At 63.1% G+C, this 23,618-nt stretch carries 21 protein-coding genes; 4 read left to right on the top strand and 17 right to left on the bottom strand.

The annotated features are described in order from the left end of the window. Positions 1 to 32 precede the first annotated feature (32 nt). The 4 genes from bglA to NLY33_RS03275 form a co-directional block, all read right to left on the bottom strand. Positions 33 to 1,697, bottom strand: coding sequence for a beta-galactosidase BglA (bglA, locus tag NLY33_RS03260; protein ID WP_031196288.1), 1,665 nt, complete (start codon positions 1,695 to 1,697; stop codon positions 33 to 35). 5 nt (positions 1,698 to 1,702) lie between these two features. Further along, positions 1,703 to 2,857: a carbohydrate ABC transporter permease gene (locus tag NLY33_RS03265; RefSeq protein ID WP_023703632.1), complete on the bottom strand. Its 1,155-nt coding sequence runs from the start codon at positions 2,855 to 2,857 to the stop codon at positions 1,703 to 1,705. Between the two features lies 1 nt (position 2,858). Beyond that, positions 2,859 to 3,872, bottom strand: coding sequence for a carbohydrate ABC transporter permease (locus NLY33_RS03270; RefSeq protein ID WP_023668891.1), 1,014 nt, complete (start codon positions 3,870 to 3,872; stop codon positions 2,859 to 2,861). Positions 3,873 to 4,122: 250 nt separating this feature from the next. Beyond that, a complete protein-coding gene (locus tag NLY33_RS03275; protein WP_023690253.1) occupies positions 4,123 to 5,478 on the bottom strand; it encodes an ABC transporter substrate-binding protein in 1,356 nt (451 codons plus the stop codon). A 364-nt stretch (positions 5,479 to 5,842) separates the two neighbouring features. Here NLY33_RS03275 and NLY33_RS03280 point away from each other — a divergent pair, with 364 nt between their 5' ends. Continuing rightward, complete coding sequence (locus NLY33_RS03280; protein ID WP_023684299.1) at positions 5,843 to 6,865, top strand: substrate-binding domain-containing protein; 1,023 nt, start codon at positions 5,843 to 5,845, stop codon at positions 6,863 to 6,865. Positions 6,866 to 7,031: 166 nt separating this feature from the next. Then, positions 7,032 to 8,378, top strand: a complete 1,347-nt coding sequence (locus NLY33_RS03285; RefSeq protein WP_023703634.1) for an NAD(P)/FAD-dependent oxidoreductase — start codon at positions 7,032 to 7,034, stop codon at positions 8,376 to 8,378. A 26-nt stretch (positions 8,379 to 8,404) separates the two neighbouring features. Here NLY33_RS03285 and NLY33_RS03290 read toward each other — a convergent pair whose 3' ends face one another. The 9 genes from NLY33_RS03290 to NLY33_RS03330 all read right to left on the bottom strand — a co-directional run bounded on the left by NLY33_RS03290 (position 8,405) and on the right by NLY33_RS03330 (position 19,440). Further along, a complete protein-coding gene (locus NLY33_RS03290; protein ID WP_023703635.1) occupies positions 8,405 to 9,817 on the bottom strand; it encodes a S8 family serine peptidase in 1,413 nt (470 codons plus the stop codon). After that, a complete protein-coding gene (locus tag NLY33_RS03295; protein WP_023707782.1) occupies positions 9,807 to 10,475 on the bottom strand; it encodes a hypothetical protein in 669 nt (222 codons plus the stop codon). Before NLY33_RS03295 ends, NLY33_RS03290 begins: the two co-directional genes overlap by 11 nt. Positions 10,476 to 10,479: 4 nt before the next feature. Beyond that, positions 10,480 to 11,055, bottom strand: a complete 576-nt coding sequence (locus NLY33_RS03300; RefSeq protein WP_286439496.1) for a sigma-70 family RNA polymerase sigma factor — start codon at positions 11,053 to 11,055, stop codon at positions 10,480 to 10,482. A gap of 286 nt (positions 11,056 to 11,341) precedes the next feature. Continuing rightward, entirely contained in the window at positions 11,342 to 12,181 is an 840-nt protein-coding gene (locus NLY33_RS03305) for an alkaline phosphatase family protein (protein ID WP_023683484.1), read from the bottom strand. Positions 12,182 to 12,245: 64 nt separating this feature from the next. After that, positions 12,246 to 13,901, bottom strand: a complete 1,656-nt coding sequence (locus NLY33_RS03310; RefSeq protein WP_023695964.1) for an ABC transporter ATP-binding protein — start codon at positions 13,899 to 13,901, stop codon at positions 12,246 to 12,248. Beyond that, positions 13,901 to 14,728: an ABC transporter permease gene (locus NLY33_RS03315; RefSeq protein ID WP_023703637.1), complete on the bottom strand. Its 828-nt coding sequence runs from the start codon at positions 14,726 to 14,728 to the stop codon at positions 13,901 to 13,903. The genes NLY33_RS03310 and NLY33_RS03315 overlap by 1 nt, the downstream gene beginning before the upstream one ends. 9 nt (positions 14,729 to 14,737) lie before the next feature. Beyond that, positions 14,738 to 15,697, bottom strand: coding sequence for an ABC transporter permease (locus tag NLY33_RS03320; RefSeq protein WP_023703638.1), 960 nt, complete (start codon positions 15,695 to 15,697; stop codon positions 14,738 to 14,740). A 16-nt stretch (positions 15,698 to 15,713) separates the two neighbouring features. Then, positions 15,714 to 17,300 (bottom strand): ABC transporter substrate-binding protein, encoded by a 1,587-nt coding sequence (locus NLY33_RS03325; protein ID WP_023671387.1) that lies wholly within the window; start codon positions 17,298 to 17,300, stop codon positions 15,714 to 15,716. A 154-nt stretch (positions 17,301 to 17,454) separates the two neighbouring features. Beyond that, the gene (locus NLY33_RS03330) at positions 17,455 to 19,440 is read right to left on the bottom strand and encodes a CocE/NonD family hydrolase (RefSeq protein ID WP_023703639.1); all 1,986 of its coding nucleotides are present in this window, start codon (positions 19,438 to 19,440) and stop codon (positions 17,455 to 17,457) included. Positions 19,441 to 19,622: 182 nt separating this feature from the next. Between NLY33_RS03330 and NLY33_RS03335 the strand changes: the two genes are divergently transcribed. Both NLY33_RS03335 and NLY33_RS03340 read left to right on the top strand, forming a co-directional pair. Continuing rightward, on the top strand, positions 19,623 to 19,877 hold the full coding sequence (locus tag NLY33_RS03335; RefSeq protein ID WP_023700404.1) for a BrnT family toxin: 255 nt from the start codon (positions 19,623 to 19,625) through the stop codon (positions 19,875 to 19,877). Further along, the gene (locus NLY33_RS03340) at positions 19,864 to 20,175 is read left to right on the top strand and encodes a BrnA antitoxin family protein (protein ID WP_023671384.1); all 312 of its coding nucleotides are present in this window, start codon (positions 19,864 to 19,866) and stop codon (positions 20,173 to 20,175) included. The genes NLY33_RS03335 and NLY33_RS03340 overlap by 14 nt, the downstream gene beginning before the upstream one ends. 10 nt (positions 20,176 to 20,185) lie before the next feature. Here the strand turns inward: NLY33_RS03340 and NLY33_RS03345 are convergent, their stop codons facing one another. From NLY33_RS03345 to puuE, 4 genes are read right to left on the bottom strand one after another with little or no spacing between them, the layout of a single operon-like run. Then, positions 20,186 to 20,779 carry a nucleoside deaminase gene (locus NLY33_RS03345; protein ID WP_023700405.1) on the bottom strand — a complete coding sequence of 198 codons (594 nt, stop codon included), beginning with the start codon at positions 20,777 to 20,779 and terminating at the stop codon, positions 20,186 to 20,188. 3 nt (positions 20,780 to 20,782) lie between these two features. Beyond that, complete coding sequence (locus NLY33_RS03350) at positions 20,783 to 21,283, bottom strand: ureidoglycolate lyase (protein ID WP_023703640.1); 501 nt, start codon at positions 21,281 to 21,283, stop codon at positions 20,783 to 20,785. After that, a complete protein-coding gene (locus NLY33_RS03355; protein ID WP_460221618.1) occupies positions 21,280 to 22,137 on the bottom strand; it encodes a bifunctional allantoicase/(S)-ureidoglycine aminohydrolase in 858 nt (285 codons plus the stop codon). Before NLY33_RS03355 ends, NLY33_RS03350 begins: the two co-directional genes overlap by 4 nt. A gap of 32 nt (positions 22,138 to 22,169) precedes the next feature. After that, complete coding sequence (gene puuE / locus NLY33_RS03360; RefSeq protein ID WP_023703642.1) at positions 22,170 to 23,588, bottom strand: allantoinase PuuE; 1,419 nt, start codon at positions 23,586 to 23,588, stop codon at positions 22,170 to 22,172. Between the last annotated feature and the right edge of the window lie 30 nt (positions 23,589 to 23,618).

The following is a 23,618-nucleotide window of genomic DNA, read 5'->3' on the forward strand; positions in this document are numbered from 1 at the left end:
ATTTCCTCAAAAAATCCAGTTTCGTCAAAAACTCAGTCGATGCGCCCGAACCAGGCGCCGTAGCCGCCGAGGCGGATGGAACCTGTGCCGGATTGTCCCGAAAAACCGTGCCCGGCCAACGGTTGCAGCGCCTGGCCGCCGAAATCGACCTCGGCCGGCTTACTGGCCAGATTGAAGATGCAGACGATCTGCTCATTGCCCTCACGGCGGGTGAAGGCGACGGTGTCGCCCTCGCTTTCGATGAACTCGATGTCGCCCTTGGCCAGGGCCGGATGCTGGCGGCGGAAACCGAGAAAGCGCCGGTAGTGCTCGAGCAGCGAGGCCGCGTCGCCCTGCTGAACATTGACCGCTTGCGACAAATGCTTGCCCGGCACCGGCAGCCAGGGCTTGGCCGTCGAAAAGCCGGCATTGCTGGCGGTTGCATCCCACACCATCGGCGTGCGGCAGCCGTCGCGGCCCTTGAATTCGGGCCAGAAGCGAATGCCGTAGGGGTCCTGCAGATCCTCGAACTGCAACTCGGCTTCGCCAAGCCCAAGCTCCTCTCCCTGATAGAGGCAGACCGAACCGCGCAGCGACATCAGCAGCGCCGAGATAACCTTCAGATAGGCGGCCGGGTCGGCCTCGTCGGCGGCCCAGCGCGAGGCCGGACGCATCACGTCGTGGTTGGAAAAGGCCCAGCACGACCAGCCGTCGCTGGCGACCTTGCCGAAGGCTTCCAGCACCTGGCGCACCTTGGCGGCGCTGATCTTTTCCGGCGCCAGGAAATCGAAGGAATAGCACATGTGGACGCGTTTGCCGCCGGCGGTGTAGGCGGCGACCACTTCCAGCCCACGCTGCGAATCGCCGACTTCGCCGACCGCGGCGGCCGCCGGATATTCGTCGAGCAGCGCCCGGAACCGTTCGAGGAAGGCAAGGTTTTCCGGCCGGCTCTTGTCGTAGATATGGTCCTGGTAGTTGTAGGGATTGACCGCAGGTGCTGTCTGGTCGTTGCGCTCTTCGGGCGGCAGCGGCGGATTGTTCTCCAGCCCCTGGCTGTGGAAGTAGAAATTGATGGTGTCGAGGCGGAAGCCGTCGACGCCGCGCTCCAGCCAGAAGCGGGTGACGTCGAGCAGCGCGTCCTGGACTTCCAGATTGTGGAAGTTGAGGTCCGGCTGCTCGGACAGGAAATTATGCAGATAATATTGCTGGCGGCTGGTGTCCCACTGCCAGGCCGAGCCGCCGAAGATCGACAGCCAGTTGTTGGGCGGCGTGCCGTCCGGCCTGGCGTCGGCCCAGACATACCAGTCGGCCTTGGGATTGCTACGGCTGGCGCGGCTCTCCTTGAACCATGGATGGTTGTCGGCGGTGTGCGACAGCACCTCGTCGATCATCACCTTGAGGCCGAGGTGATGGGCTTCCGCAACCAGCGCGTCGAAATCGGCGAGCGTCCCGAACATCGGGTCGACGTCGCAATAGTCCGAGACGTCGTAGCCGAAATCCTTCATCGGCGACTTGAAGAAGGGCGAAATCCAGATGGCGTCGACGCCGAGCGAGGCGATGTAGGGCAGCCTGCGGATGATGCCCTTGAGGTCGCCGATGCCGTCGCCATTGGAGTCCTGATAGGAGCGCGGATAGATCTGGTAGATCACCGCGCCCCGCCACCAGTCGCGATCGACGGCGAGATCGGGCTTCGAGGTCGCCTTCAAAGCGGCTTGCATAAGTCTCAACCTCCTTTGACCGAGCCGGCCAGCAGCCCGCGGACGAAATAGCGCTGCAGCGAGAAGAACACGATCAGCGGCACGATAATGGTGACGAAGGCCGATGTCGTCAGGATTTCCCAGTCGCCGCCGCGCGAGCCGAGCAGTGCGTTGAGCTTCGCGGTCAGCACGATCTGATCCCCTTCGGTACCGAGGAAAACCATTGCCACCAACAAATCGTTCCACACCCACAGGAACTGGAAGATCGCAAAGGACGCCAGCACCGGGAAGGACAGCGGCAGCACGATCTTGACGAAGATTTCGAAATCGCTGGCGCCGTCGATGCGCGCCGATTCCATGATCTCGCGCGGCAGGCCGGCAATATAGCTGCGCAGGAGATAGATGGCGAAGGGCAGGCCGAAGCCGGTATGCGCCAGCCAGATGCCGAGATAGGTTTTCGACGGCACACCGAAGAAGATGCCGACGCCGTTGTAGATTTTCAAAAGCGGGATCAAGGACATCTGCAGCGGCACGACCAGCAGGCCGATGATTGTGGCGATCAGCAAGGCGCGGCCGGGAAAACGCATCCACGCCAATGCATAGGCGGCGAAGGCGGCGATCAGGATCGGGATGACCGTCGCGGGGATGGTGACGGTCAGCGAGTTTATGAACGAGCGGCCGATGCCCTCCGAAAACAGCACGGTCTGGTAATTGTCGGTGGTGAATTTCGGCGGCGCCGACGAGGCGTAATAGACGCGCTGGCCACGGTCGCCTTCGAAAGCCTTGGGCGAACTCATGACGAACGTGCCGTCGGCATTGAGCTGCAAGGTCACGCCGTCGCCGAGATCGGCAGTGGTGCCGGCCGGATATTGCGTCGGCGCCGCCGATTTGACGCCGAAGGCGCTGATGTCGCGCGCAGCACCGTCGCCGAAGATATTGCCGGCAAGCACGAACTTGCCGTCCTTCTCGACCTGCGCCGAGGCCGGCGGCAGGCGGCCGGCTTCGGTCTGGCTGGAGCTGGAGAACGAGTTCCACCAGCCCGAGGCGATGATCTGGTCCTTGTCGCGCAGCGACGAGACCAGGATGCCGAGCGTCGGCACGGTCCAGATGGCGACGAAGACGAGCACGGCGATGTGGACGCCGAAGCGGCTGGCAAAGGACTTTCCGGTCGCGACGGCCATCTCAATGTCCTCCCGTCTCTTTGTTCGCCTGGCGGATGTTCCAGACCATGATCGGGATGACCGCGATCATGATGATGATGGCGATGGTGGCGCCGCGGCCGAAATCGCCGCCGCCGCGGAACATCCAGTCGAACATCAGATTGGCCAGCACCTGGCTGTTCCACTGGCCATTGGTCATGGTCAGCACGATGTCGAACACTTTCAGCACCAGGATGGTGATCGTCGTCCAGACCACGGCGATGGTGCCCCAGATCTGCGGCACCATGATCTTCCAGAAGATCTGGAACGGATTGGCGCCGTCGATGACCGCGGCTTCAAGCGTCTCTTCGGGGATGCCGCGCAACGCCGAAGACAGGATGACCATGGCAAAGCCGGTCTGGATCCAGATCAGGATGATCATCAGGAAGAAATTGTTCCAGAACGGCAGCGATATCCAGACCTGCGGCTGACCGCCGAAATACTGGATGATGGCGTTGAGCAGACCGATCTGCGTCTGGCCCTCGCCGCGATATTCGTAGATGAATTTCCAGATCACGCTGGCGCCGACGAAGGAGATCGCCAGCGGCAGGAAAATCAGGCTCTTGGCGATCGTGCCCCACCAGATCTTGTCAGTGAGCACGGCGATTATCAGCCCTAGAAAGGTGCAGGCGGCGGGCACCACCGCGAGCCAGATGATGTTATTCAGGATCGAGTTGCGGAACTCGCGGTCGCCGAACGCCCATTCATAGTTGGCGAAGCCGACAAAATGCTGGCCGCCGCGGTCGAGGAAGGACAGCCAGAGCGTCGCCACCACCGGATAGATCAGGTAGACGGTGAGGATGATCATCGCCGGGCCGACGAACAGCCACGGACGGACCAGTCCTTGCCGGCGCAGATTGTCGATGGCCGCAGCCCCGGCCACGCCGCGCGACGGGAATATCAGGTCGACCAGCTTGTTGGCGCCCCAGAAATAGGCGACGCAGCCGCCGACGCCGATGATGATGACAAAAATGGCCGATAAGATCTGAGCAGCCATGGGTCCCTCTTCCCTGCGCATGATCGGCCGGGCCTTGAACAGCCCTGGCGATGTGGCTCTGCGCCGATTTAAGTTATTCTGAAACGAACGAACGCAAATCGGTCCGGCGTAAGGCGCCGGTCGGATCCGGGCCATAGCGGCCCGGATCCAGTCTGTGGAGGAAGTCCTGAATTTGCCGCCAAAGCGGCTGAACACTTGGCAGTGGTTACTTGCCAGCTGACTGCTTGCCAGCTGACTACTTGCCAGCTGACTACTTGATAGCGTCCCAGCTCTTCTGGATGTCGGTGGCGACATCCTGCGCCGACTTGCCGCCGACCAGATCGATCATGCCGGTCCAGAAGGCGCCGGCGCCGATCTTGCCCGGCATCAGGTCCGAACCGTCGAAGCGGAAGGTCGAGGCATTGGCGAGGATATCGCCCTGCTTCTTCAGCGCGTCGCTGGCATAGGCATCCTTGTTGACCGACTTGAGCGGCGTGACGAAGCCGCCCTGGGCCATCCAGATTTCATGTGCCAGCGGCATTTTCAGGAATTCGATGAACGCGCGTGCACCCTTCGAATCCTTGGTGATCATGGCCAGCGTGCCGGCGCCGAGCACAGGCGTGCCCAGCTCGGGCTTGGATGCATAGGGCGGGAAGTAGAAGAAGTCGGCGTCCTGTCCAACCTTTGTGCCTTCCGGGAAGAAGGTCGGGATGAACGATGCCTGATGGTGCAGGTAGCATTTCGGCGGCACCGAGAAGAGGCCCTTCGGGCTGTCGCGGAAGTCGGTCGCGGCAACCGCCTTGGCCCCACCGTCGACCATCTTGTCGTCGGTCGCGATCTTGCCGAAAATGTCGATGGCGTTGACCACCGCCGGATCGTTGAACGGGATCTCGTTCTTTACCCACTTGTCATACACGTCGGGCGTCTGGGTGCGCAGCATGATGTCTTCGACCCAGTCGGTCGCCGGCCAGCCGGTAGCGCCGCCTGAGCCGAGGCCGATGCACCACGGCGTGCCGCCGTCGGCGATGATCTTCTTCTCGAGGTCGGCGAGCTCTTCCTGGGTCTTGGGAACCTTGTAGCCGGCTTCCTCGAAATTGTCGGGCGAATACCAGACCAGCGATTTCACGTCGGCCTTGTAGGGGAAGGCGAAGAAGCCCGGCTTGCCGTCCTTGTCCTTGAAGGTGCCGAGATCGACCCATGACTGGCCGGCGCCGTAATTGTCCTTGATCCATTTGGCGGTGTCGTCGCCCAGCGGCGTCAAAAGGCCCTTGGACGCCAGATCCTGGATCAGGCCCGGCTGCGGCAGTACGGCGATATTGGGCGGGCTGCCGGCCTGGGTATCGATGACGATCTGCTGTTCGTAATTTTCCGACGAGGAGTATTTGATCTCGGCGCCGGTGGCTTCCTGAAAATATTCGAGAACAGTGCGAATGAGGCCTTCGTCCTCGCCGCGCCAGGGCCCGAAGATGGTCAGCGTCTCGCCCTTGAGATCGACCTTCTTCAGCTCTTCGTAATTGGCCCAGTTGAAGCGCTTGTCTTCCCCGGGCTTGAACTTCAGTTCGGCTTGCGCCGGCAGGGACAAGGCGAGTGTGGCAAACGCTGCGCCAAGCAGAAGCATCTTCTTCATCGGTATTCCTCCCAGTGTGGACACATACACCCGGGCGGAACCTCCATTCCGCCCGCCGACGCTGCAGGACTGTGACTCGTTCAGAAAGGAACCGCAACCTTTCGAAGAGTCTTCCAAAGCGCTTTGGTCTTTTTGATCTCGCCATTGAATCGGCTGGAAGTCAAGAGGGCGGTGGGCTAATCGATTTAATTGCGGGCCGCAAGACTTGGTAAAGTGCACTGCAGCACAGTTTTACGGCGGTGCAGCACCGTATTAAGCTTCAAACTGGCCGGACCAGTGCGTATGGTCGACCAGTTCGGCCGCGCCCATTGTGGCGCCGCGTGGCTTCAAAATTAAAAGCGCTTTGAGGCTTGGAGGCCTCCCAGTGAACCTGAAGCAGCTCTCTCATATGCTGGCCCTGTCGCAGACAACGGTAAGCCGTGCGCTCAACGGCTATCCCGAGGTCAACGAGGAAACCCGCCGGCGTGTGGTGGATGCCGCCAAGCGCCACGGCTACCGGCCCAACCCGAGCGCGCGCCGGCTGGCGACCGGCAAGACGGGCATGATCGGGTATGTGCTGCCGACGGGCGCCTCCGTCGACATCGACCCGCATTTCGTCGAGTTCCTGTCGGGTCTCGGCGACTATGCCCGCTCGCACGAGCTCGACCTGGTGCTGTCGCCGGCCGATGCCGACGACCAGGAAACCACCTATCGCCGCATCGTCGCCAACCGCCAGGTCGACGCCGTTTACATCTCCTCGCCGCGCCCGGCCGACCGGCGGGTGGCGCTGGTCAACACGCTCGGCATTCCCTTCATCGTCCATGGCCGCAGCGAAGGCTTCGATTTCGACTACCCCTTCACCGACATCGACAATGAGGGCGGCTTCCACGACGCCGCCCGGCTGCTGGTTCAGCTCGGCCACCGGCGGCTGGCGCTGATCAATGGCGACGACCGCGAGACCTTCGCCATCCACCGCGAGCGCGGCATGCGCAGGGCGCTGGCCGCGAGCGGCCTGACGCTCGGCGAGCGCCATGTCTGTTCACTCACCATGACCGAGGAGAACGGCTACCGCGCCGCCAGGCGCCTGCTCGAACAGAGCGAGCGGCCGACGGCGATCGCCTGCTCCAGCCTGATCATGTCGCTCGGCGTCGTGCGCGCGGTGCGCGACCTTGGCCTGACCATTCCCGGCGACCTGTCGTTGATTGCCCATGACGACGTCTTTCCATGGCTGAAGCCGGAGAATTTTTCCGTGCCGCTGTCGACGACGCGCTCGTCGATCCGCCTCGCCGGCGCCCGCATCGCCGAACGCCTGGCAGCGCGCATTTCCGGCTTGGAAGAAGGGGCGCGAGGCGAGGTCTGGCCTGTCGACCTGGTGGTGAGAGGCTCGGTCGCCGGCGCGCCGGTTTAGGGATTAATCCAATTGCTCCGCTGGGCAAGTTCACCCATGTGGATGTTGCCCGCAGATAGATTGACTTCGTTGGGACAACGGTCTGCCTGGACCTGTCCTTGATTTGGCTTCGAGTGGGTGGCAACCAGTAAGCCAGAGCCATCAACCAGTCCTCAGGGTGCGCCACTTGCCCATATTCCCGTTCTCCGAAACGGATCCAATCCGGCATCCTGGCCCACCGCCGAAAACGTCGGAGGTGGTCATTGTCGGTGGCGGCATCATCGGTGTGACGACGGCGCTTTTCCTGGCACAGCGGAACATCCCGGTGACGCTGCTGGAAAAAGGACGCATTGCGGCCGAACAGTCGTCCCGCAATTGGGGCTGGATCCGGAAGCAGGGACGCGACGCCGACGAGTTGCCCATCGTCATAGAGGCTATTCGCCTGTGGCGGCAACTGGCTGAGGAATGCGGCGAGGACATCGGCCTGACCCAGACAGGTGTGACCTACCTGGCGAAGACCGACAAGGACATGGCCGGCTTCGAAGCATTCATGAAGATCGCTGCGACGCATGCGCTCGACACCCGTCTCCTGGATGCAGACGAAACCGCGGCACTCATCAAAGGCATGTCGCGCAAATTCAAGGGCGCGATGACGACGCCCTCCGACATGCGGGCGGAGCCTTGGCTGGCGGTGCCCGCACTTGCCCGGCTCGCCGCGCGAAAAGGCGTCAAAATCGTCGAGAATTGTGCGGCGCGAACCCTCGAAATCTCAGGCGGCAAGATCAAGGGCGTGTGGACCGAGGCGGGGTATGTCGAGGCCTCCAGCGTGCTGGTCGCGGGAGGTGCCTGGTCATCCTTGTTCCTGAGAAGACACGGCGTCTCCATCCCCCAGCTCAGCGTCAGGGTAACCGCAGCCGCAACGGACCCCTTGGCTGAAATCTATGCAGGTGCGGCGACTGACGAACACATCGCTTTCAGGCGCCGGCAGGATGGCGGGTATACGCTCGCCGCGGGCGGCAGCCATCTGCATTACCTGGGACCTGACGCCTTCCGGCACGCCACCAAATATCTTCCTGCGCTGAGGGACAATCCGCTGGGGACACGCTACTTTCCGTTCGCGCCGTCAGGTTACCCCGATGCCTGGTCGACGCCGCGCGATTGGGCGCCGGATTCGCACAGCCCTTTCGAGAGAATGCGGGTGCTCGACCCGGCCCCTGAACCGGCCCGTCTGCGTTCGATAGAACGCAAGTTCAAGCACCTCTTTCCGCAGTTCGAGAGGGTTCGCCTGAAGGCAGGCTGGGGTGGCATGATCGACGCCATGCCCGACGTCGTCCCCGTCGTGGATCGGGTTGAGGCAGTCGGCAGCCTTTTCGTCGCAACGGGAATGAGCGGCCACGGCTTCGGCATCGGGCCTGGCATAGGCCGCGTCGTTGCCGACATGATCCAGGGAAACCAGACGGGGCACGACCTCAGCCGCTTCCGGCTGTCGCGCTTCCATGATGGCAGCCCTGTCCGGCTGGGTCCGGCGCTCTGAATTGGGTGGCGCGAAATTCGCCCGGTTTACTTGTTCGCCGCCGCCTTCGTATCCAGCAGGCCATAACCGAAATCATTGTCCCGTCCCTTCGGACCGAGATCCCTGGCGGTGGCGGCCAGCGCCTTTTCGATATCGTCGGCCGAGCGCTCGGGTGAGGCGTGGATCAGGTTGGCGATTGCGCCGGACACGATCGCGGCGGCAAATGAGGTGCCGGTGACGACGTCAGAGCCGGCGCCGCTCGGCGCCACCATCTCGACGCCGGGCGCCGAGATGAAGACATAAGCGCCGCGATTGGCCTGCTGCATCAGCCCGTCCCTGGCGTCGGTGGCGGTGACCGCGATCACGCCGTCATAGGCGGCGGGGTAGCCATAGGGCGCTTTCGGCCCGTTGTTGCCGGCAGCAGCGACCAGGATGATGCCGAGCCCGCGCGCATTGCGGCAGGCGGTGGCGAGCAGATCGTTCTTGGGGCCGACGAAACTCATATTGATGATGCTGACATTCTGGTCCGCCGCCCAGTCGAGCGCCGACAGGATGACATCCATGGTCGACCTGCCGTCCTCGAAGGCGCGGGCGTGATAGATCCTGGCGCCGGGCGCCATGCCTTCGAGCGCGCCGACGCCGGCGATCAGCCCGTCGACCGAGGTACCGTGGTCACGCTTTTCGACCGGCACGTTGGGCATGGCGTCGAACTGGTCGGCAATGACGCCGGACAGCGCCGGATTGGTGTCGTCTATGCCGGTGTCGATGACGGCGATGCGCACGTTTTCGCCACTGGCTTGCTTGTTGTCGAGCTGAATGCGCTCGAAGGCATAGTTGACGATGCCGGCCGCCTGCTGCAGCGAGTAGATATGGTTTGGCTCGCGCCGCAGGGTGCGGCCATCGGCGGCCAGCTGCGCCAGCACGGCGCCGACCGGGCGGCCGTCGGGAATGCCGAAGCGCACCAGTGTGGTGCCGAGCAGCCGCGACTGGCGCTGCGAGCGCACTTCAAGGCCGAAGGAGGCGGCGATCTGCTGGACGGCGCCGGCATCGCCGTCGACGGTCACCAGCACCTCGTCGGGCACGAACTCGCCGGCGATGGCACGGCGCGGCGCGGTCGCGACAAGATCGGTCGGCGAAACGATCGCCCCGCCGGCGGGTGGCCCGGCCTGCGTGTCGGCAGGCGGCGCTGACGGCCGTGGCGTCGGCACGGGCGCTTCGGGAGCCGGTGGGTTGGGAAACAGGTCGACGATCAGGGCCGGAAGGGTAACTGCGCCTGGTTCGCCGCCGACGTTGGCCTCATTGCCGTCTTTCGGGCAGTCGGCAGCCGCCGCTCCGGCCGCGTCGGTGCAGTCGGCCCGGCCGGCATTGGGATCATTGGTCTGCGCCGACGCCGGCACGGCGACGATTGTCGTCGCCGCCACCAGGATCGCCGCAAATCGAATGACCGCCCTAGCTGCCATCAACCGGTTTCCTTCCCTCGATCACAGTCTCCGCGAACGGCTGGGCGGCAATAAGGCCGACGAGCCTGGTGTAGTCTGCTCCGGTCTTGACCGGGATGGCAATGCGGAAGACGCCCGAGGCGGCCGGCCCGCCGGCGATCTTCAGCGCGTTCTGGTCGAGGAAAACAGCGATGTCGGACATCTTCGCATCCGGCTTGAACTTGACCAGCGCGAACGGCAGTTTGGCCAGATCATCCTCGGCGCCGGCAATCTCGAAATCATGGCTCTTGCCGCCGGTCTGCACGTAGGACTGCACCACGACCAACGCCAGCAGCACCGCCGCTGCCGCCCAGGCGACACCGACCGGCACCGCCATGAAACGGCCGAGTGCCTGCGCCAGCCAGGAACGGCCCGCGGGAGCGCGGACCGGTCCGGCTTCGGCGTCGAGCGCCCTGGCAAAGCGGCTGAGCGCATCGGCCGGTGGCCGGATCGCCTCGTTGGCGGCGGTGGCGCCGGAGAATTCCGCCTCAGCCTCGCCAAGCGCCGCCATCGCCGCCGGATCGGACACCAGCCATTCCTCGACGGCTTCGAGGTCCGAGCCTTCCAGCGAGCCGTTCAGGTAGAACGGCAGCAGCGTTTCCATTTCGTCACGGCGCGACATTTTTTCAGCGGCGCTCATGTCTTCAGGATTGCTCATGGCCACCCCTGTCGTAACCGGCGGCCTTGAGGGCTTCGCCGAGTTTCTTGCGGGCGTAGAACATTCGGGTCTTGACAGTGGCGACCGGGATGCCGAGTACCTCGCCGATCTCCGTCACCGACTGTCCATGGTAATAGGCAAGGTCGATCACCGAGCGGTGTTCCTCCGGCAAGGCATCGACGAAGCGCCGCAAGGCGGCGCCCTTGTCTTCCTTCATGGTGGCGACTTCCGGCGTGTCGGCGCCATCGGGAACCTGCGCCGCATCATCGTCATCGATCCAGTCTTCTTTTTTCTTGCGCAGCATCGACAGCGCCTTGAACCGGGCGATGCCGAGCAGCCATGTCGAGACTTCCGAGCGCCCTTCGAAACCGGGCGCCTGGCGCCACAGCTCGAGAAAGACCTCGTTTGCGATATCGTCGGCCATCATTTCCGATCCCGTCTGGCGCACCACGAAGCGGTAGACCCGCGCGTGGTGACGCATGAACAGCAGCCGAACAGCGGCACGGTCGCCCTTCGCGACCCGGTCGACAAGCGCGCGATCAGTCTCGGTCGCTGCCGTCATGGCCGGTCGAGCCGCCTGGCTCCTGTCTGCTCTGTCGCCGATAGGTTCAAAAAGGTTCATCCTTCCGCCAAGGAATTTTGGCGAAGCTAACCGAAGAGAGGGAGTGTTGCCAGAGCCTCTCCCTTCTCCCCGTCACTATACGGGGAGAAGGTGCCGGCAGGGCCATGAGGGGCGGCGCCGGCGTTGGGGTATTTGTTTTGATGTTAGCGCTGCCCCTCACCCTTACCCTCTCCCCGTATAGTGACGGGGAGAGGGGTAGCGAACGGCGGCTCAGCGACGACCTCCGTCATCCCAAAAACGGCTTAGCCTTCATGGTCTCCGGCACCGGCACACCCAGCCGCTTCAGCACCGTCGGCGCCAGTTGCAGTTGATCAAGCAGCGTGTCCGGATCCGGCCCTTTGCCGGCTCCGAAATAATACAGCGCGAAATCCTGCATTTCATCGTCACGGCCGCCATGATGGCCGCGGTCTGTCTGGCCGTGGTCGGCGGTTACGATCACCTCGTAACCGGCCTGCCGCCAGCCCGGCAGGAAGGCTGCCAGCATGCCGTCCATCGCATAGCAGGCATGGTCCATTTCGTGGCAGTCATGGCCGAAGCGGTGGCCCATCGAATCCAGAGTGCAGGTGTGCAGGATACCGTAGTCGATGGCATGGCGCCGGGTCAGCATGGTCAGCGTCGCAAACAGGTCGACATCGCTCGGCGTCATCTGGTTGCGGGCATTGTAGCCGGTCATGGTGTGGAAGCGGCCATGCGCGATCGGTCCGTTGGGCTCGTCATACTCCATGTCCTCGACCAGATCGAACGGATAGGAACGGAAGAATTCGGACCAGTAGGAATGCGTCACTGCGCCGGTCTTGCCGCCGGCCTTGCTGACCTCGGAGAAAATATCCGGCTTGTTGACGAGAAAACGGTTCTCGTTGGATAGGATGCCGTGCTCCTGCGGCGAAACCCCGGTGTGGATCGAGGCATAGCAGCAGGCCGAGGTCGACGGCAGCACCGAGCGCATCTTCCACACCTGCGCCTCGCCCGACTGCACCCAGCCCTCGAGATTGCCCATCAGCCGGCGCCAGTTCCGGTAGGGCACGCCATCGAGAATGATGAGCAGCAGTTTGGTCTTGAGCGCCATGGGCGGCTCCGGAAAGCTTTTGCCGTTGAAGGAAGTTTTCGCGACAAAGGCCGCGAATTCCCTACTAATTCCCCGCGCTCGCCATGCGCCGTCCCTTGATCGCCTTTTCCAGCCAGCCGATCTCCATCTCGGGAACGGACGACAGCAGCAGGTCGGTATAGGCGTCGAAGGGCGGCGTCAGCACCTTGCTCTTGGCGCCGTAGCGCACCACCTCGCCGCGGTACATCACCGCGATCGAATCGGCGATCGACTTCACCGTCGCCAGATCGTGAGTGATAAAGAGGTAGGCGACCTTCTCGTGCTGCTGCAGGTTGAGCAGCAGCTTGAGAATGCCGTTGGCCACCAGCGGGTCGAGCGCCGATGTCACCTCGTCGCAGATGATCAGCTTGGGCTTGGCGGCGAGCGAGCGGGCGATACAGACGCGCTGTTTCTGGCCTCCGGAGAGTTCGGCCGGATAACGATCGAGAAAGCCCTTGCCCATCTCGATCTCGTCGAGCAGTTCGGCGACGCGCTTGTCGCGCTCGCGGCCGCGTATGCCGAAGTAGAATTCCAGCGGCCGGCCGATGATGGTGCCGACGGTCTGGCGCGGGTTCATCGCCACGTCGGCCATCTGATAGATCATCTGCAACTGGCGCAGATCCTCCTTCGGCCGGTCGGCAAGCCGGTTGGCGAGCGGCCTGCCATCGAAGGTGACGGTGCCTTCCTCGGGCGGCAACAGCCCGGTGATGGCGCGCGCCAGCGTCGACTTGCCAGAGCCGGATTCACCGACGACCGCCAGCGTCTGTCCCGGATAGATGTCGACCGAGACGTTCTTCAGCACCTTGACGTGGCTGCCGCCGTAAGCGGCGGTGACGTTCTTGACCGACAGGAACGGCGCGGCGCCGGGCTTCTGCTCGGCATGCTCGATCTCATGCACCGAGACCAGCGCATTGGTGTATTCCTGGCGCGGCTCCTTGATGATCTGGCGGGTGCCGCCCCATTCGACCAACCTGCCATGGCGCAGCACCATGATCTCGTCCGAGACCTGGGCGACGACGGCAAGATCGTGGGTGATGTAGAGCGCCGCGACATGGGTGTCACGGATGGCGTCCTTGATCGCCGCCAGCACGTCGATCTGCGTCGTCACGTCGAGCGCCGTGGTCGGCTCGTCGAAGACGATCAGGTCGGGTTCCGAACACAGCGCCATCGCCGTCATCACGCGCTGCAACTGGCCGCCGGAGACCTGGTGCGGGAAGCGTTCGCCGATGGTTTCGGGGTTCGGCAGGCTGAGCTTCTTGAACAACGCCACGGCACGTTTCTCTGCCTCGGCGCGTGTCGCCGTGCCGTGCAGCAGCGTTGCTTCCACCACCTGGTCCATCAGCTTGTGCGCCGGGTTGAAGGCGGCGGCCGCCGACTGCGCGACATAGCAGACCTCGCGGCCGCGCAATTTGCGGAAACCTTCCTTGCCGCCCTTGAGGATATCGCGGCCGTTGAGCAGCACCTCTCCGCCGGTGATGCGCACGCCGCCACGGCCATAGCCCATCGACGACAGGCCGATGGTCGACTTGCCGGCGCCGGACTCGCCGATCAGGCCGAGCACCTTGCCCTTTTCCAGCGTCAGCGAGACATCGTGGACCAAAACGATGTTCTTCGGCGCCTCGCCGGGCGGAAACACTGTCGCTTCGATGCGCAGATTGCGGATATCGAGCAGCAGGCCGGGCTTTGCTTTTGTGTCAGCCATCACCCGCGTCCTCCCTTCAGGCTTGTCGTGCGGTTGAGCACCCAGTCGGCGACCAGATTGACCGAAATCGCCAGTGCTGCGATCGCCGCGGCGGGAATGAGTGCCGCCCCGATACCGAAGACGATGCCGTCCTTGTTCTCCTTGACCATGCCGCCCCAGTCGGCATCCGGCGGTTGCACGCCAAGCCCGAGAAAGGACAGCGTCGACAAGAACAGCACCGCGTAGATGAAGCGCAGACCAAGTTCCGAGACCAGCGGCGAAAGCGCGTTGGGCAGGATCTCGCGGAAGATGATCCAGCCGCTGCCTTCGCCCCGCAGCTTGGCGGCCTCGACATAATCCATGACGTTGATGTCGACGGCCACCGCGCGCGACAGCCGGTAGACGCGGGTCGAGTCGAGGACGCCCATCACCAGGATCAGCGTCACCAGGTTGGTCGGCAGCACCGAAAGCACGACGAGCGCCATGATCAAGGTCGGGATCGACATCAGCAGATCGACAAGGCGCGACAGCAGCGTGTCGAACCAGCCGCCGAACACCGCCGCCGAAAAGCCGAGGATGGCGCCGAGCGAGAATGACAGCGCGGTTGCCAGCACCGCAATGAACAGCGTGATGCGAGCGCCGTAGATCATGCGCGACAGAAGATCACGGCCGAGATTGTCGGTGCCCAGCCAATGCGCTGCGGACATCGGTTCCCAAGGAACGTCGCTGACAATCTCGGCATTGCCGTGTGGTGCGATCCATGGCGCGAAGACAGCCGCCACGACGAACATCGTCGTCAGTACGATGCCAATCAGCGCGGGAATGGGGATGCGTTTGATATCGAGCATGCCCGCCGCCTATTTCGGATGTCTGAGGCGCGGATTGGCGACAATCGCCCCGATGTCCGCGATGATGTTGAGAGTGATGTAGACAGCGGCAAAGATCAGGCCGACGGCCTGCACCACCGGCACGTCGCGCTTGGTGACGTGGTCGACCAGATATTGCCCCATGCCGGGATAGACGAAGATCACCTCGACCACGACGACGCCGACGATGAGGTAGGCGAGGTTGAGCATGACGACATTGATGATCGGCGCGATGGCGTTGGGGAAAGCATGCTTGCGGATGACGTTGAAGGCCGACAGGCCTTTCAGTTCAGCCGTCTCGACATAGGCCGACTGCATGACGTTGAGGATGGCCGCGCGGGTCATGCGCATCATATGCGCCAGCACAACCAGCGTCAGCGCGGCGGCCGGCAACGCGATCGCCTGCATACGCTCGCCGAACGGCATGCCGTCATAGACCGTGGAAATGGCCGGGAACCATTGATACTTCACGGAAAAGAAGTAGACGAGCACATAGCCGATGAAGAATTCCGGGAAGGAGGTCGAGGCGAGCGCCAGGCCGGAGATCAGCTTGTCGACCCAACCGTTGCGGTAACGCACGGCGATCAGGCCGAGGATGATCGCCAGCGGCACGGCCACGACCGCCGCCCAGAAGGCGAGAAACAGCGTGTTCCACAGCCGCCCCTTGATCGAGGTCGCGATATCCTGGCCGCTCGACATCGCCGTGCCGAGGTCGCCGGTGAGTGCACCGCCGAGCCAATGGAAATACCTGATGTAAGCCGGCTGATTGAGGCCGAGCTGCTCGCGCAAATTGGCGAGCGATTCCGGCGTCGCCGACTGTCCGAGAATGGCTTGCGCGACGTCGCCGGGCAGGATCTGGGTGCCGGCGAAGATCAGGACCGAAACGGCCAGCAAGAGGACGATGCCCAGCGCAACGCGCTGGGCCACAAGTTTCACGACGGGTGAGGACATATCCGCAAAGCCGGGCTCAGGCTTCGAGCCAGCACTTCGCCAGCGCGTAGCCGTTCATCAGCTCCTGATGCGGATCGTCTACCCAGCCGCCGACCTTGGCGCCTGTCGCATCGATGAACTGATTGAACATCGGCAGGATCAGGCCGCCCTCGTCGCGCACCAGCACGGCCATGTCGTGGTACATCTGCTTGCGCTTGGTCTCGTCGAGTTCGGCGCGTGCGGCTAGCACCAGCTTGTCGAAGTCCGGACGCTTGAAACGGGTGTCGTTCCAGTCGGCAGTCGACAGATAGGCGGTCGAGTACATCTGGTCCTGGGTCGAGCGGCCGCCCCAATAGGAGGCGCAGAAGGGCTGCTTGTTCCAGACCTCGTTCCAGTAGCCGTCGCCGGGCTCGCGCTTGAGCTCGATCTTGATGCCGGCCTTGGCCGCGCTCTGCTGGAAGAGCTGCGAGGCGTCGACCGCGCCCGGGAAGGCGACGTCGGAGGTGCGCAGCAGCACGGTGCCGTCATGGCCCGACTTCTTGTAGTGGAACTTGGCCTTGTCGGGATCATATTTGCGCTGCTCGATCTCGGAAAACAGCGGATAGGACGAATTGATCGGGAAGTCGTTGCCGAGCGAGCCGTAGCCGCGCAGCACCTTGTTCAGCATCTCCTCACGGTCGATCGCGAGCTTCAGCGCCATGCGCAGGTCGCTGTTGTCGAAGGGCGCGGTGTTGCAATGCATGATGAAGACATAGTGGCCGGGGCCGGCATGGTTGCGGATGGTGACGCCCGGTACACGCTTGATCAGGTCGACGATCTTCGGCTCGACGCGGTTGATCATGTTGACCTGGCCGCCCTGCAGGGCCGCCGTGCGCGCGGTCGCGTCGTTGATAACGATGATCTCGATCTGGTCGGCATGGCCCATCTTGTCGGCCTGCCAGTAATTGGCGAAGCGCTCGCCGCCATGGCGCACGCCGGGCTCGTTGGTGGTGACCTTGTAGGGTCCTGCCGAGATGCCGGCATCCGCCTTGTCCTTGCCGCCGTTGGGCTGGACGATGAGGTGGTAGTCGCTGAGGAGATAGGGAAGGTCGGCGTTGGCCTCCTTCAGCGTCAGGACGACTTCCTTGCCACTGGCTTTGATGCTGTCGATGCCCTTCATGTAGCCCAGCGCGCCGGACTTCGATTTTTCATCGGAATGGCGCTCGAGGGTTGCCGCCACATCCTCAGCGGTCACCGTCTTGCCGTTGTGGAATTCGACGCCGTCGCGGATTTTCAGCGTCCACACCTTGGCGTCGTCCGACGAGCCGATCTCTTCGGCGATGCGGTTCTCGAGTTTGCCTTCCGGGGACAGCTCGACGATCAGCTCGCCCCACATCTTGCCAAAGGCGAACGGCACTTGCGTCATGAACAAAGCCGGGTCCAGGCTGTTCGTGGATTCGCCGCCTACGAGGCCGGCCTTCAGCGTGCCGCCCTTGACCGGGCCTTCCGCGCGAGCCGCACTGGAAAGCAGCATATTGGCGAAGGGCGCTGTGACGCCGAGTGCTGCGGCGCGGCCGAGGAAATCACGACGGCTCAGCTTGCCGGACGCAACGCGCCGGCTCAGATATTCGAGTTCGTTGGACATTTGAGTTCCTCACTCTGTTGGTTCGACCTTATGGTCGTTTTTTGCTTGTTGTTACCAAAGGGATATTGACCGGAAGGCAAAGCCGTAAGCAAGACGGAATGCGACATGCCGTGGCGTAAATCGTGCGTCGCAACTGGACCAGTCGGGTCGACGCTCAGAGCAGGTCGCGCGGGATCGTCTCTTCGAAATCGCGTTCGAAAACCAGCGTTTCGCCCTCATAGGCTTCGATTCTGGCGCTGACGATGAAGTTTTGCGCATCGCAGCGCATTTCAGCCGACGTCTCGGTGCGCACCGACCATCCGTTTCGCGACAAGGTCTGCGTCCAGTGCGTGCGGCCCGAGGCAGACAGCGGGTCGTCGGGGTGGATCGTCCAGCTCTCGCGGGCAATGCTGCCATTGGCCAGTCCATGCGCGAGATCGCGCACTTCTCCGAAATCATCCGTGATCGACAGCGTGACGATGCCGGTCTTCTCATCGCGATCGACGTGACGCTCGGAATTCGCTGCACGAACTGTCGCGGTTGCCCAGGGTGTTGCGCCTTCGGGAGACTGGAACGACGTCTCGTCGGCTTTTGCGAGCGGGCGCAGCGGCAGCCTCAGCGTCGCCGCTGAAAGGTCGAGCCGCACCGGCTCCGGCGACGGCCAGATCATCGGCCAGTAAGCATTGGAAACCGCGATGCGCAGGCGGTGTCCGGCCGGCACGCGGTAGGCGCACTGGTCGAGAATAACGCGCGCCGAAACCGTTTCGCCCGGCACCAGCGCTTGCGGCTGTTCGTGCGAAGAACGATGCGTCAGGTTGAGCACGCCGTAGGAGATCAGTTCCGAGGCGCCGTCGGGGTGCACGTCGCACAGTCGAACCGCGATGTTCGCCTGCGGGCGATCGGACGACACCCGGATGAGAAGCTCCGGCGCGCCGACGATGTCGAGTGTCTCGGCAAGCACAGGCTGATCGAAGCAGACGGACAGCGCATCGTCCGGGCGCTGGTCGCCCGGCAGTTCCGGGCCAAAGGTGAAGGGAAAATATTCGCCGCCGGCGAGCCCGCAGCTTTGCGGGGTCGCCACGATCGCCGGCCTGACGCCGTCAGCAATGAGTTCGATCGCCCCGACCTTGATGTTGGGAGACGGCCATTCCTGTTCGGCCACCCAACGGCCCGGCCGCTCCGGGTGCCAGCGCGCCGGCCGCACACTGTCCATGACATAGGCGCGGTAGTCCGGGTCGGCCTCGACGCCGGTGTCGACGCCCTTCAACCAGCTGTCCCACCAGCGCAACGCCTCCTGCAGGAAGCCGATGGCGGGTTTGGGTTCGGCATAATGCGGGTATTTGTGGATCCATGGCCCGACAATGCCCTTCACCGGCGCCTGGATGTTGGTGACCAGATGCGAAATCGTGTTGCGGTAGCCGTCATGCCAGCCGCCGATCGACAGCACGGCGGCTTTGACCGCGGAGAAATCCTCGCAGATCGAACCGCGTTTCCAATAGGCGTCGCGATGCTGATGGCTGAGCCAGAGCGGCAGAAGGAAAGACTGGTTCTCCAGCCGCGTCAGCCAGAGGTCGCGCCAGCGGTTATCGCCCGCAATCAGCGGATCCGGCGGTCGCGACGAATAGGACAACATGGTCGAGGCCCAGCCGAAATTTTCCGTCAAAAGGCAGCCGCCCTTGTAGTGGATGTCATCGGCGTAGCGGTCGACGGTCGAGCACAGGCTGATCACCGCCTTCAGCGCCGTCGGCTGCTTGGCCGCCACCTGCAGGCAGTTGAAGCCACCCCAGGAAATGCCCATCATGCCGACACTGCCGTTGCACCAGGGCTGTGCTGCCGCCCAGGCAATCACATCGCAGGCGTCCTGCAATTCCTGCTCGGAATATTCGTCGTCCATCAGACCTTCGGAATCGCCATTGCCGCGCATGTCGACGCGGATCGAGGCGTAGCCGTGGCCGGCAAAATAGGGATGCGTCAGCTGATCGCGAAAGATGGTGCCGTCGCGCTTGCGGTAGGGCAGGTGCTCGAGGATCGCCGGCACCGGATCGCTGCTGGCGTCCTCCGGCATCCAAACCCGCGCCGACAGCCGGCAACCATCCGGCATGACGATGCCCATATCGGGGAATTCGACGACCTTGCGGGGAAATTCGGTGATGGTTTTCATGCGATGCTCCAGGATGTCAGTGACGCATGAAGCGGGCATGTCATGAAGTCAAACGGGCGACGGCCGGTGTCGCCGCGACGACGCCACGATATGTAGCCCGATTGTTTTGCCCTGATGTTGCAGGATTATAATTAATGTATTACATTTATTAACTGAACCCAACGTGATGAGGATGGTTTCGCCTGAAAATCGTTTGGGATGAGCCAAAGCGCGTGACGAACCTGGACAGCCGGGGTCTCGATTTTGCCGAACTCGATATTGAGTTTTTTGCGACTTCAACCGTCCTTCCAGCCAAGGCCGACCGGTTCAAGGCGATTGGCGAATTCGGAGAGATCATCCTGGCCGTGATTTTCAAGCCGCTTGGTTCGGAGGCGATTTCGGTGATCTCGATGCGCCGTGCCAGCCGAAAGGAAAGGTCAGTATATGAACAATCCTAAATCGCGTGTTCGACCGCTTACCGATGCGGAGGAAGTGGAAATTCAAAGACAAATTGTTGATGATCCCGACGATGCGGAGACGACAGACGAACAGTTGGCGCAAGCCAGGCCTTTCGCGGAAGTGTTTCCAGAACTTTTCGAGAGCATAAGGCGTGCTCGTGGCCGGCCAGCCGTGGAGAAGCCTAAGCAAGTCGTGTCCATCCGTCTGGATCAGGATGTCATCAGTAAATTCAAGGCGACCGGCAAGGGCTGGCAGGCCAGGATCAACGAGGTGCTGAAAAACGCGAAGGTAGGCTAGGCAATCCGCGTCAGTTCAGCGGAATGTCGTTTTCGGCCTTGCGCGCCTGATAAGCGCCGGACAGTTCGTCGTAGCGGGCGGAAATATTGCCGATCCTTGCCTCAAGCCGGCCGCGCTCGGCCTCGGGCAGCGCCCGCACCAGCCTGCGAATGGAAAAACTCTTCCAATAAGTGTTCTCGGCATTGTAGCCGCCGGGATCAAGAGTGAAGACCTCTTTCAGGATTTTCAGATCGTGCGGGATCGCAAAGCTGTCGCGTGAATCCTCGTGGCTGAAGAGGTAGTAGAAATTGTCGAAGCCGGTCCAGGTGATCGCCGACAGGCAGAGCGAGCAGGGCTCATGCGTGGCGATGAAGATGGCGTCCTTGGTGTCGACGCGCTCGGCTTTCGGCATTTCATAGAAACGCTTCAGGCAGTGCACCTCGCCATGCCAGAGCGGATTTTCCATCTCGTTGTTGGTTTCGGCCAGCACCAGCGAGCGGTCGCCCTTCCGCAGGATGGCGGCGCCGAACAGCTTGTTCCCATGGGCCACGCCCTCTGCCGTTTTCGGCACGATGTCGTGCTCGATGACATCGAGCAGGCGGTCGATCAGCGATATGTCGGTCATTTCTCAGGTCTCGTTGGGGAGATGAATTTCGTAGGGGTGCGAGAAATGGAACTCTTCGAGGTTGGAGCCGTCACCGCCGCGGTCGACGATGACGAAATCCTGCGCTTCGCCGAGCGGCGTCAGCACGCCGTGCCAGAGATTGCGCGGATAGTTGACGCCTTGCCCGGGTGCGGTGATGAAGGCGTGCGGCTCGCCCGGACCGTCCTTGCCGTCATGGCAGACGACGACCAGGAAAGGCCGCGGTGACAGCGGGATGAACGCCTGGCTGCCTAAGGGATGGCGCTCGACCATGGTCAGCTTCAGCGGCAGGTCGTAAGGCGTGCCGCGCGCCATCGAGATCAGCACGCAGGCATTCGGTCCCGCGGCTTCAGCGGTGGCGAGATTGTGGTAGCGCTCGGTCTTGCCGCCATTGATCGGGTAGTGATTGCCGCCGGCCATGTCGATGACATCGCCGAAGCCGGCAAAGCTTTCGCGGGTCAGCGGCCGCGCTGTGATGCGGGTCACCGCGCGCGACCGCCAATGCCCGCCCCGCCGAGCTTGGCGTGCCGGTTGACGTCCTTGTAAAGGAGATAGCGGAATTTGCCTGGGCCGCCCGCGTAGCAGGCCTGCGGGCAGAAGGCGCGCAGCCACATGAAGTCGCCGGCCTCGACCTCGACCCAGTCCTGGTTGAGGCGGTAGACCGCCTTGCCTTCCAAGACATAGAGCCCGTGCTCCATGACATGCGTCTCGGCAAATGGGATGACGGCGCCAGGCTCGAGCGTAACGATGGTGACATGCATGTCGTGGCGCATGTCGGCTGGATCGACGAAACGGGTCGTCGCCCAGCGACCCTCGGTGCCGGGCATCGGCGTCGGCGCCATTTGCTGGTCACTGCTGAACAGGACTTCCGGCGCGTCGATGCCGTCGACGGCCTCATAGGCCTTCCTGATCCAGTGGAAGCGTACGGCGTCGCGACCTTCGTTGCGCACCGTCCAGCCGCTGTCCGGCGGCAGGAAGGCAAAACCGCCGGCTTGCAGCACGTGCTTCTTGCCGGCCAGCGAAACGGTCAACTCGCCCTCAACCACGAACAGCACGCCCTCGGCGCCGGCGTCCGGCTCGGGCCGGTCGCTGCCGCCGCCGGGCAGGACCTCGACGATGTACTGCGAAAATGTCTCGGCGAAACCCGAAAGCGGCCTGGCGATGATCCAGGCCCTGGTCTCGTCCCAGAACGGCAGTGGGCTGGTGACGATGTCCTGCATCACTCCCTTCGGTATGACGGCATAGGCTTCGGTGAAGACGGCGCGGCCGGTCAAAAGCTCATTTTGGCCGGGATGGCCGCCATGCGGTGCATAATAGGTTTTCTGGTCAGTCTTGATCATATCCATTGGGTCCTGACCCCTCAGTCATTTCATTAGAGCGGGAGCATGTCTTTCAGGCGGAGCAGCGCGATGCGCTCAACCTGTTTGCAGGCGGTATCGAGTTCTACGCCACGGCTGTTGCCGATGCGCGCCTCGAACTCGGCGAGGATCTCCTCCTTGGTCTTGCCCCGCACCGCGATGATGAAGGGAAAGCCGAAGGTGGTGACGTAAGCGGCGTTGAGCTTGGAAAACAGCTCGCGCTCCTTGTCGGTCAGCGCGTCGAGGCCGGCGGAGGCCTGCTCGCGTGTGGATTCCGCAGTGAGGCGTCTCGCTTCGGCCAGTTTGCCAGCGAGATCGGGATGGGCGTTGAGGACGCCGATCCGCTCGGTTTCGCTGGCGGCGCGGAAGACGCGGCAGAGCGCATTGTGCAGGCCGCCGGCGCTGTCATGCGCCGGCCCAAGCTCCAGCTCATAGGCACGTTCGGCGACCCAGGGCGAATGTTCGAACACGCCGCCGAAAGTGTCGACGAAGGTCTCGAACGCCATCTTCGACGGCTTGAGCGCCGCCGGCTGGTAGGGGTGGTTCTCCTGCCAGTGCCTGGCGATATCGACGCGCCGTGCCAGCCAGACCTTGTCGTGCGATCTGACATAGTCGACGAAGCGCTTCAGCGCCGCCACCCGCCCGGGACGTCCGACGAGGCGGCAATGCAGGCCGATATTCATCATCCGCGGCCGGCCCGCTTTGCCCTCGGCATAGAGCGTGTCGAAACTGTCCTTCAAATAGGAGAAGAACTGGTCGCCGGAATTGAATCCCTGCGGCGTGGCGAAACGCATGTCGTTGGCATCGAGCGTGTAGGGGATGACGAGTTGCGCGCCGCCGCTGTGCTCGAACCAGTAGGGCAGTTCGTCGTCATAAGTGTCCGACACATAGTCGAAGCCGCCCTCTTCGGCCACCAACCGCACCGTATTGACCGAGGTGCGGCCGGTGTACCAGCCGGTCGGCCGTTGGCCTGTCACCTCGTAGTGCAGCTTGATCGCCGCTTCGAGGTCGCGGCGCTCGTCCTCGGCGCTGTGGTCGCGGTAGTCGATCCATTTCAGCCCGTGCGAGGCCATTTCCCAGCCGGCCTCCTGCATCGCCGCCACCTGGTCGGGCGACCGGGCCAGTGCTGTGGCGACCCCGTAGCAGGTCACCGGCACTTGCGCCTCGCTGAACAGGCGCAGCAGCCGCCAGAAGCCTGCCCGCGCGCCATATTCGTAGATCGATTCCATGTTCCAGTGGCGCTGGCCGACCCAGGGCGCGGCGCCGACGATTTCCGACAGAAAGGCTTCCGAGGCCTTGTCGCCGTGCAGCACGCAGTTCTCGCCGCCTTCCTCGTAGTTGACGACGAATTGGACGGCCACATGCGCACCGCCCGGCCATTTCGGATCCGGCGGATTGGCTCCGTAGCCGCGCATGTCTCTAGAGTAACGCATTGCCCCTCCCCGCCGGACGCTGCCGGAAGT

It is taken from the genome of Mesorhizobium sp. C432A, assembly GCF_030323145.1.
In the GTDB taxonomy this organism is placed as follows: domain Bacteria; phylum Pseudomonadota; class Alphaproteobacteria; order Rhizobiales; family Rhizobiaceae; genus Mesorhizobium.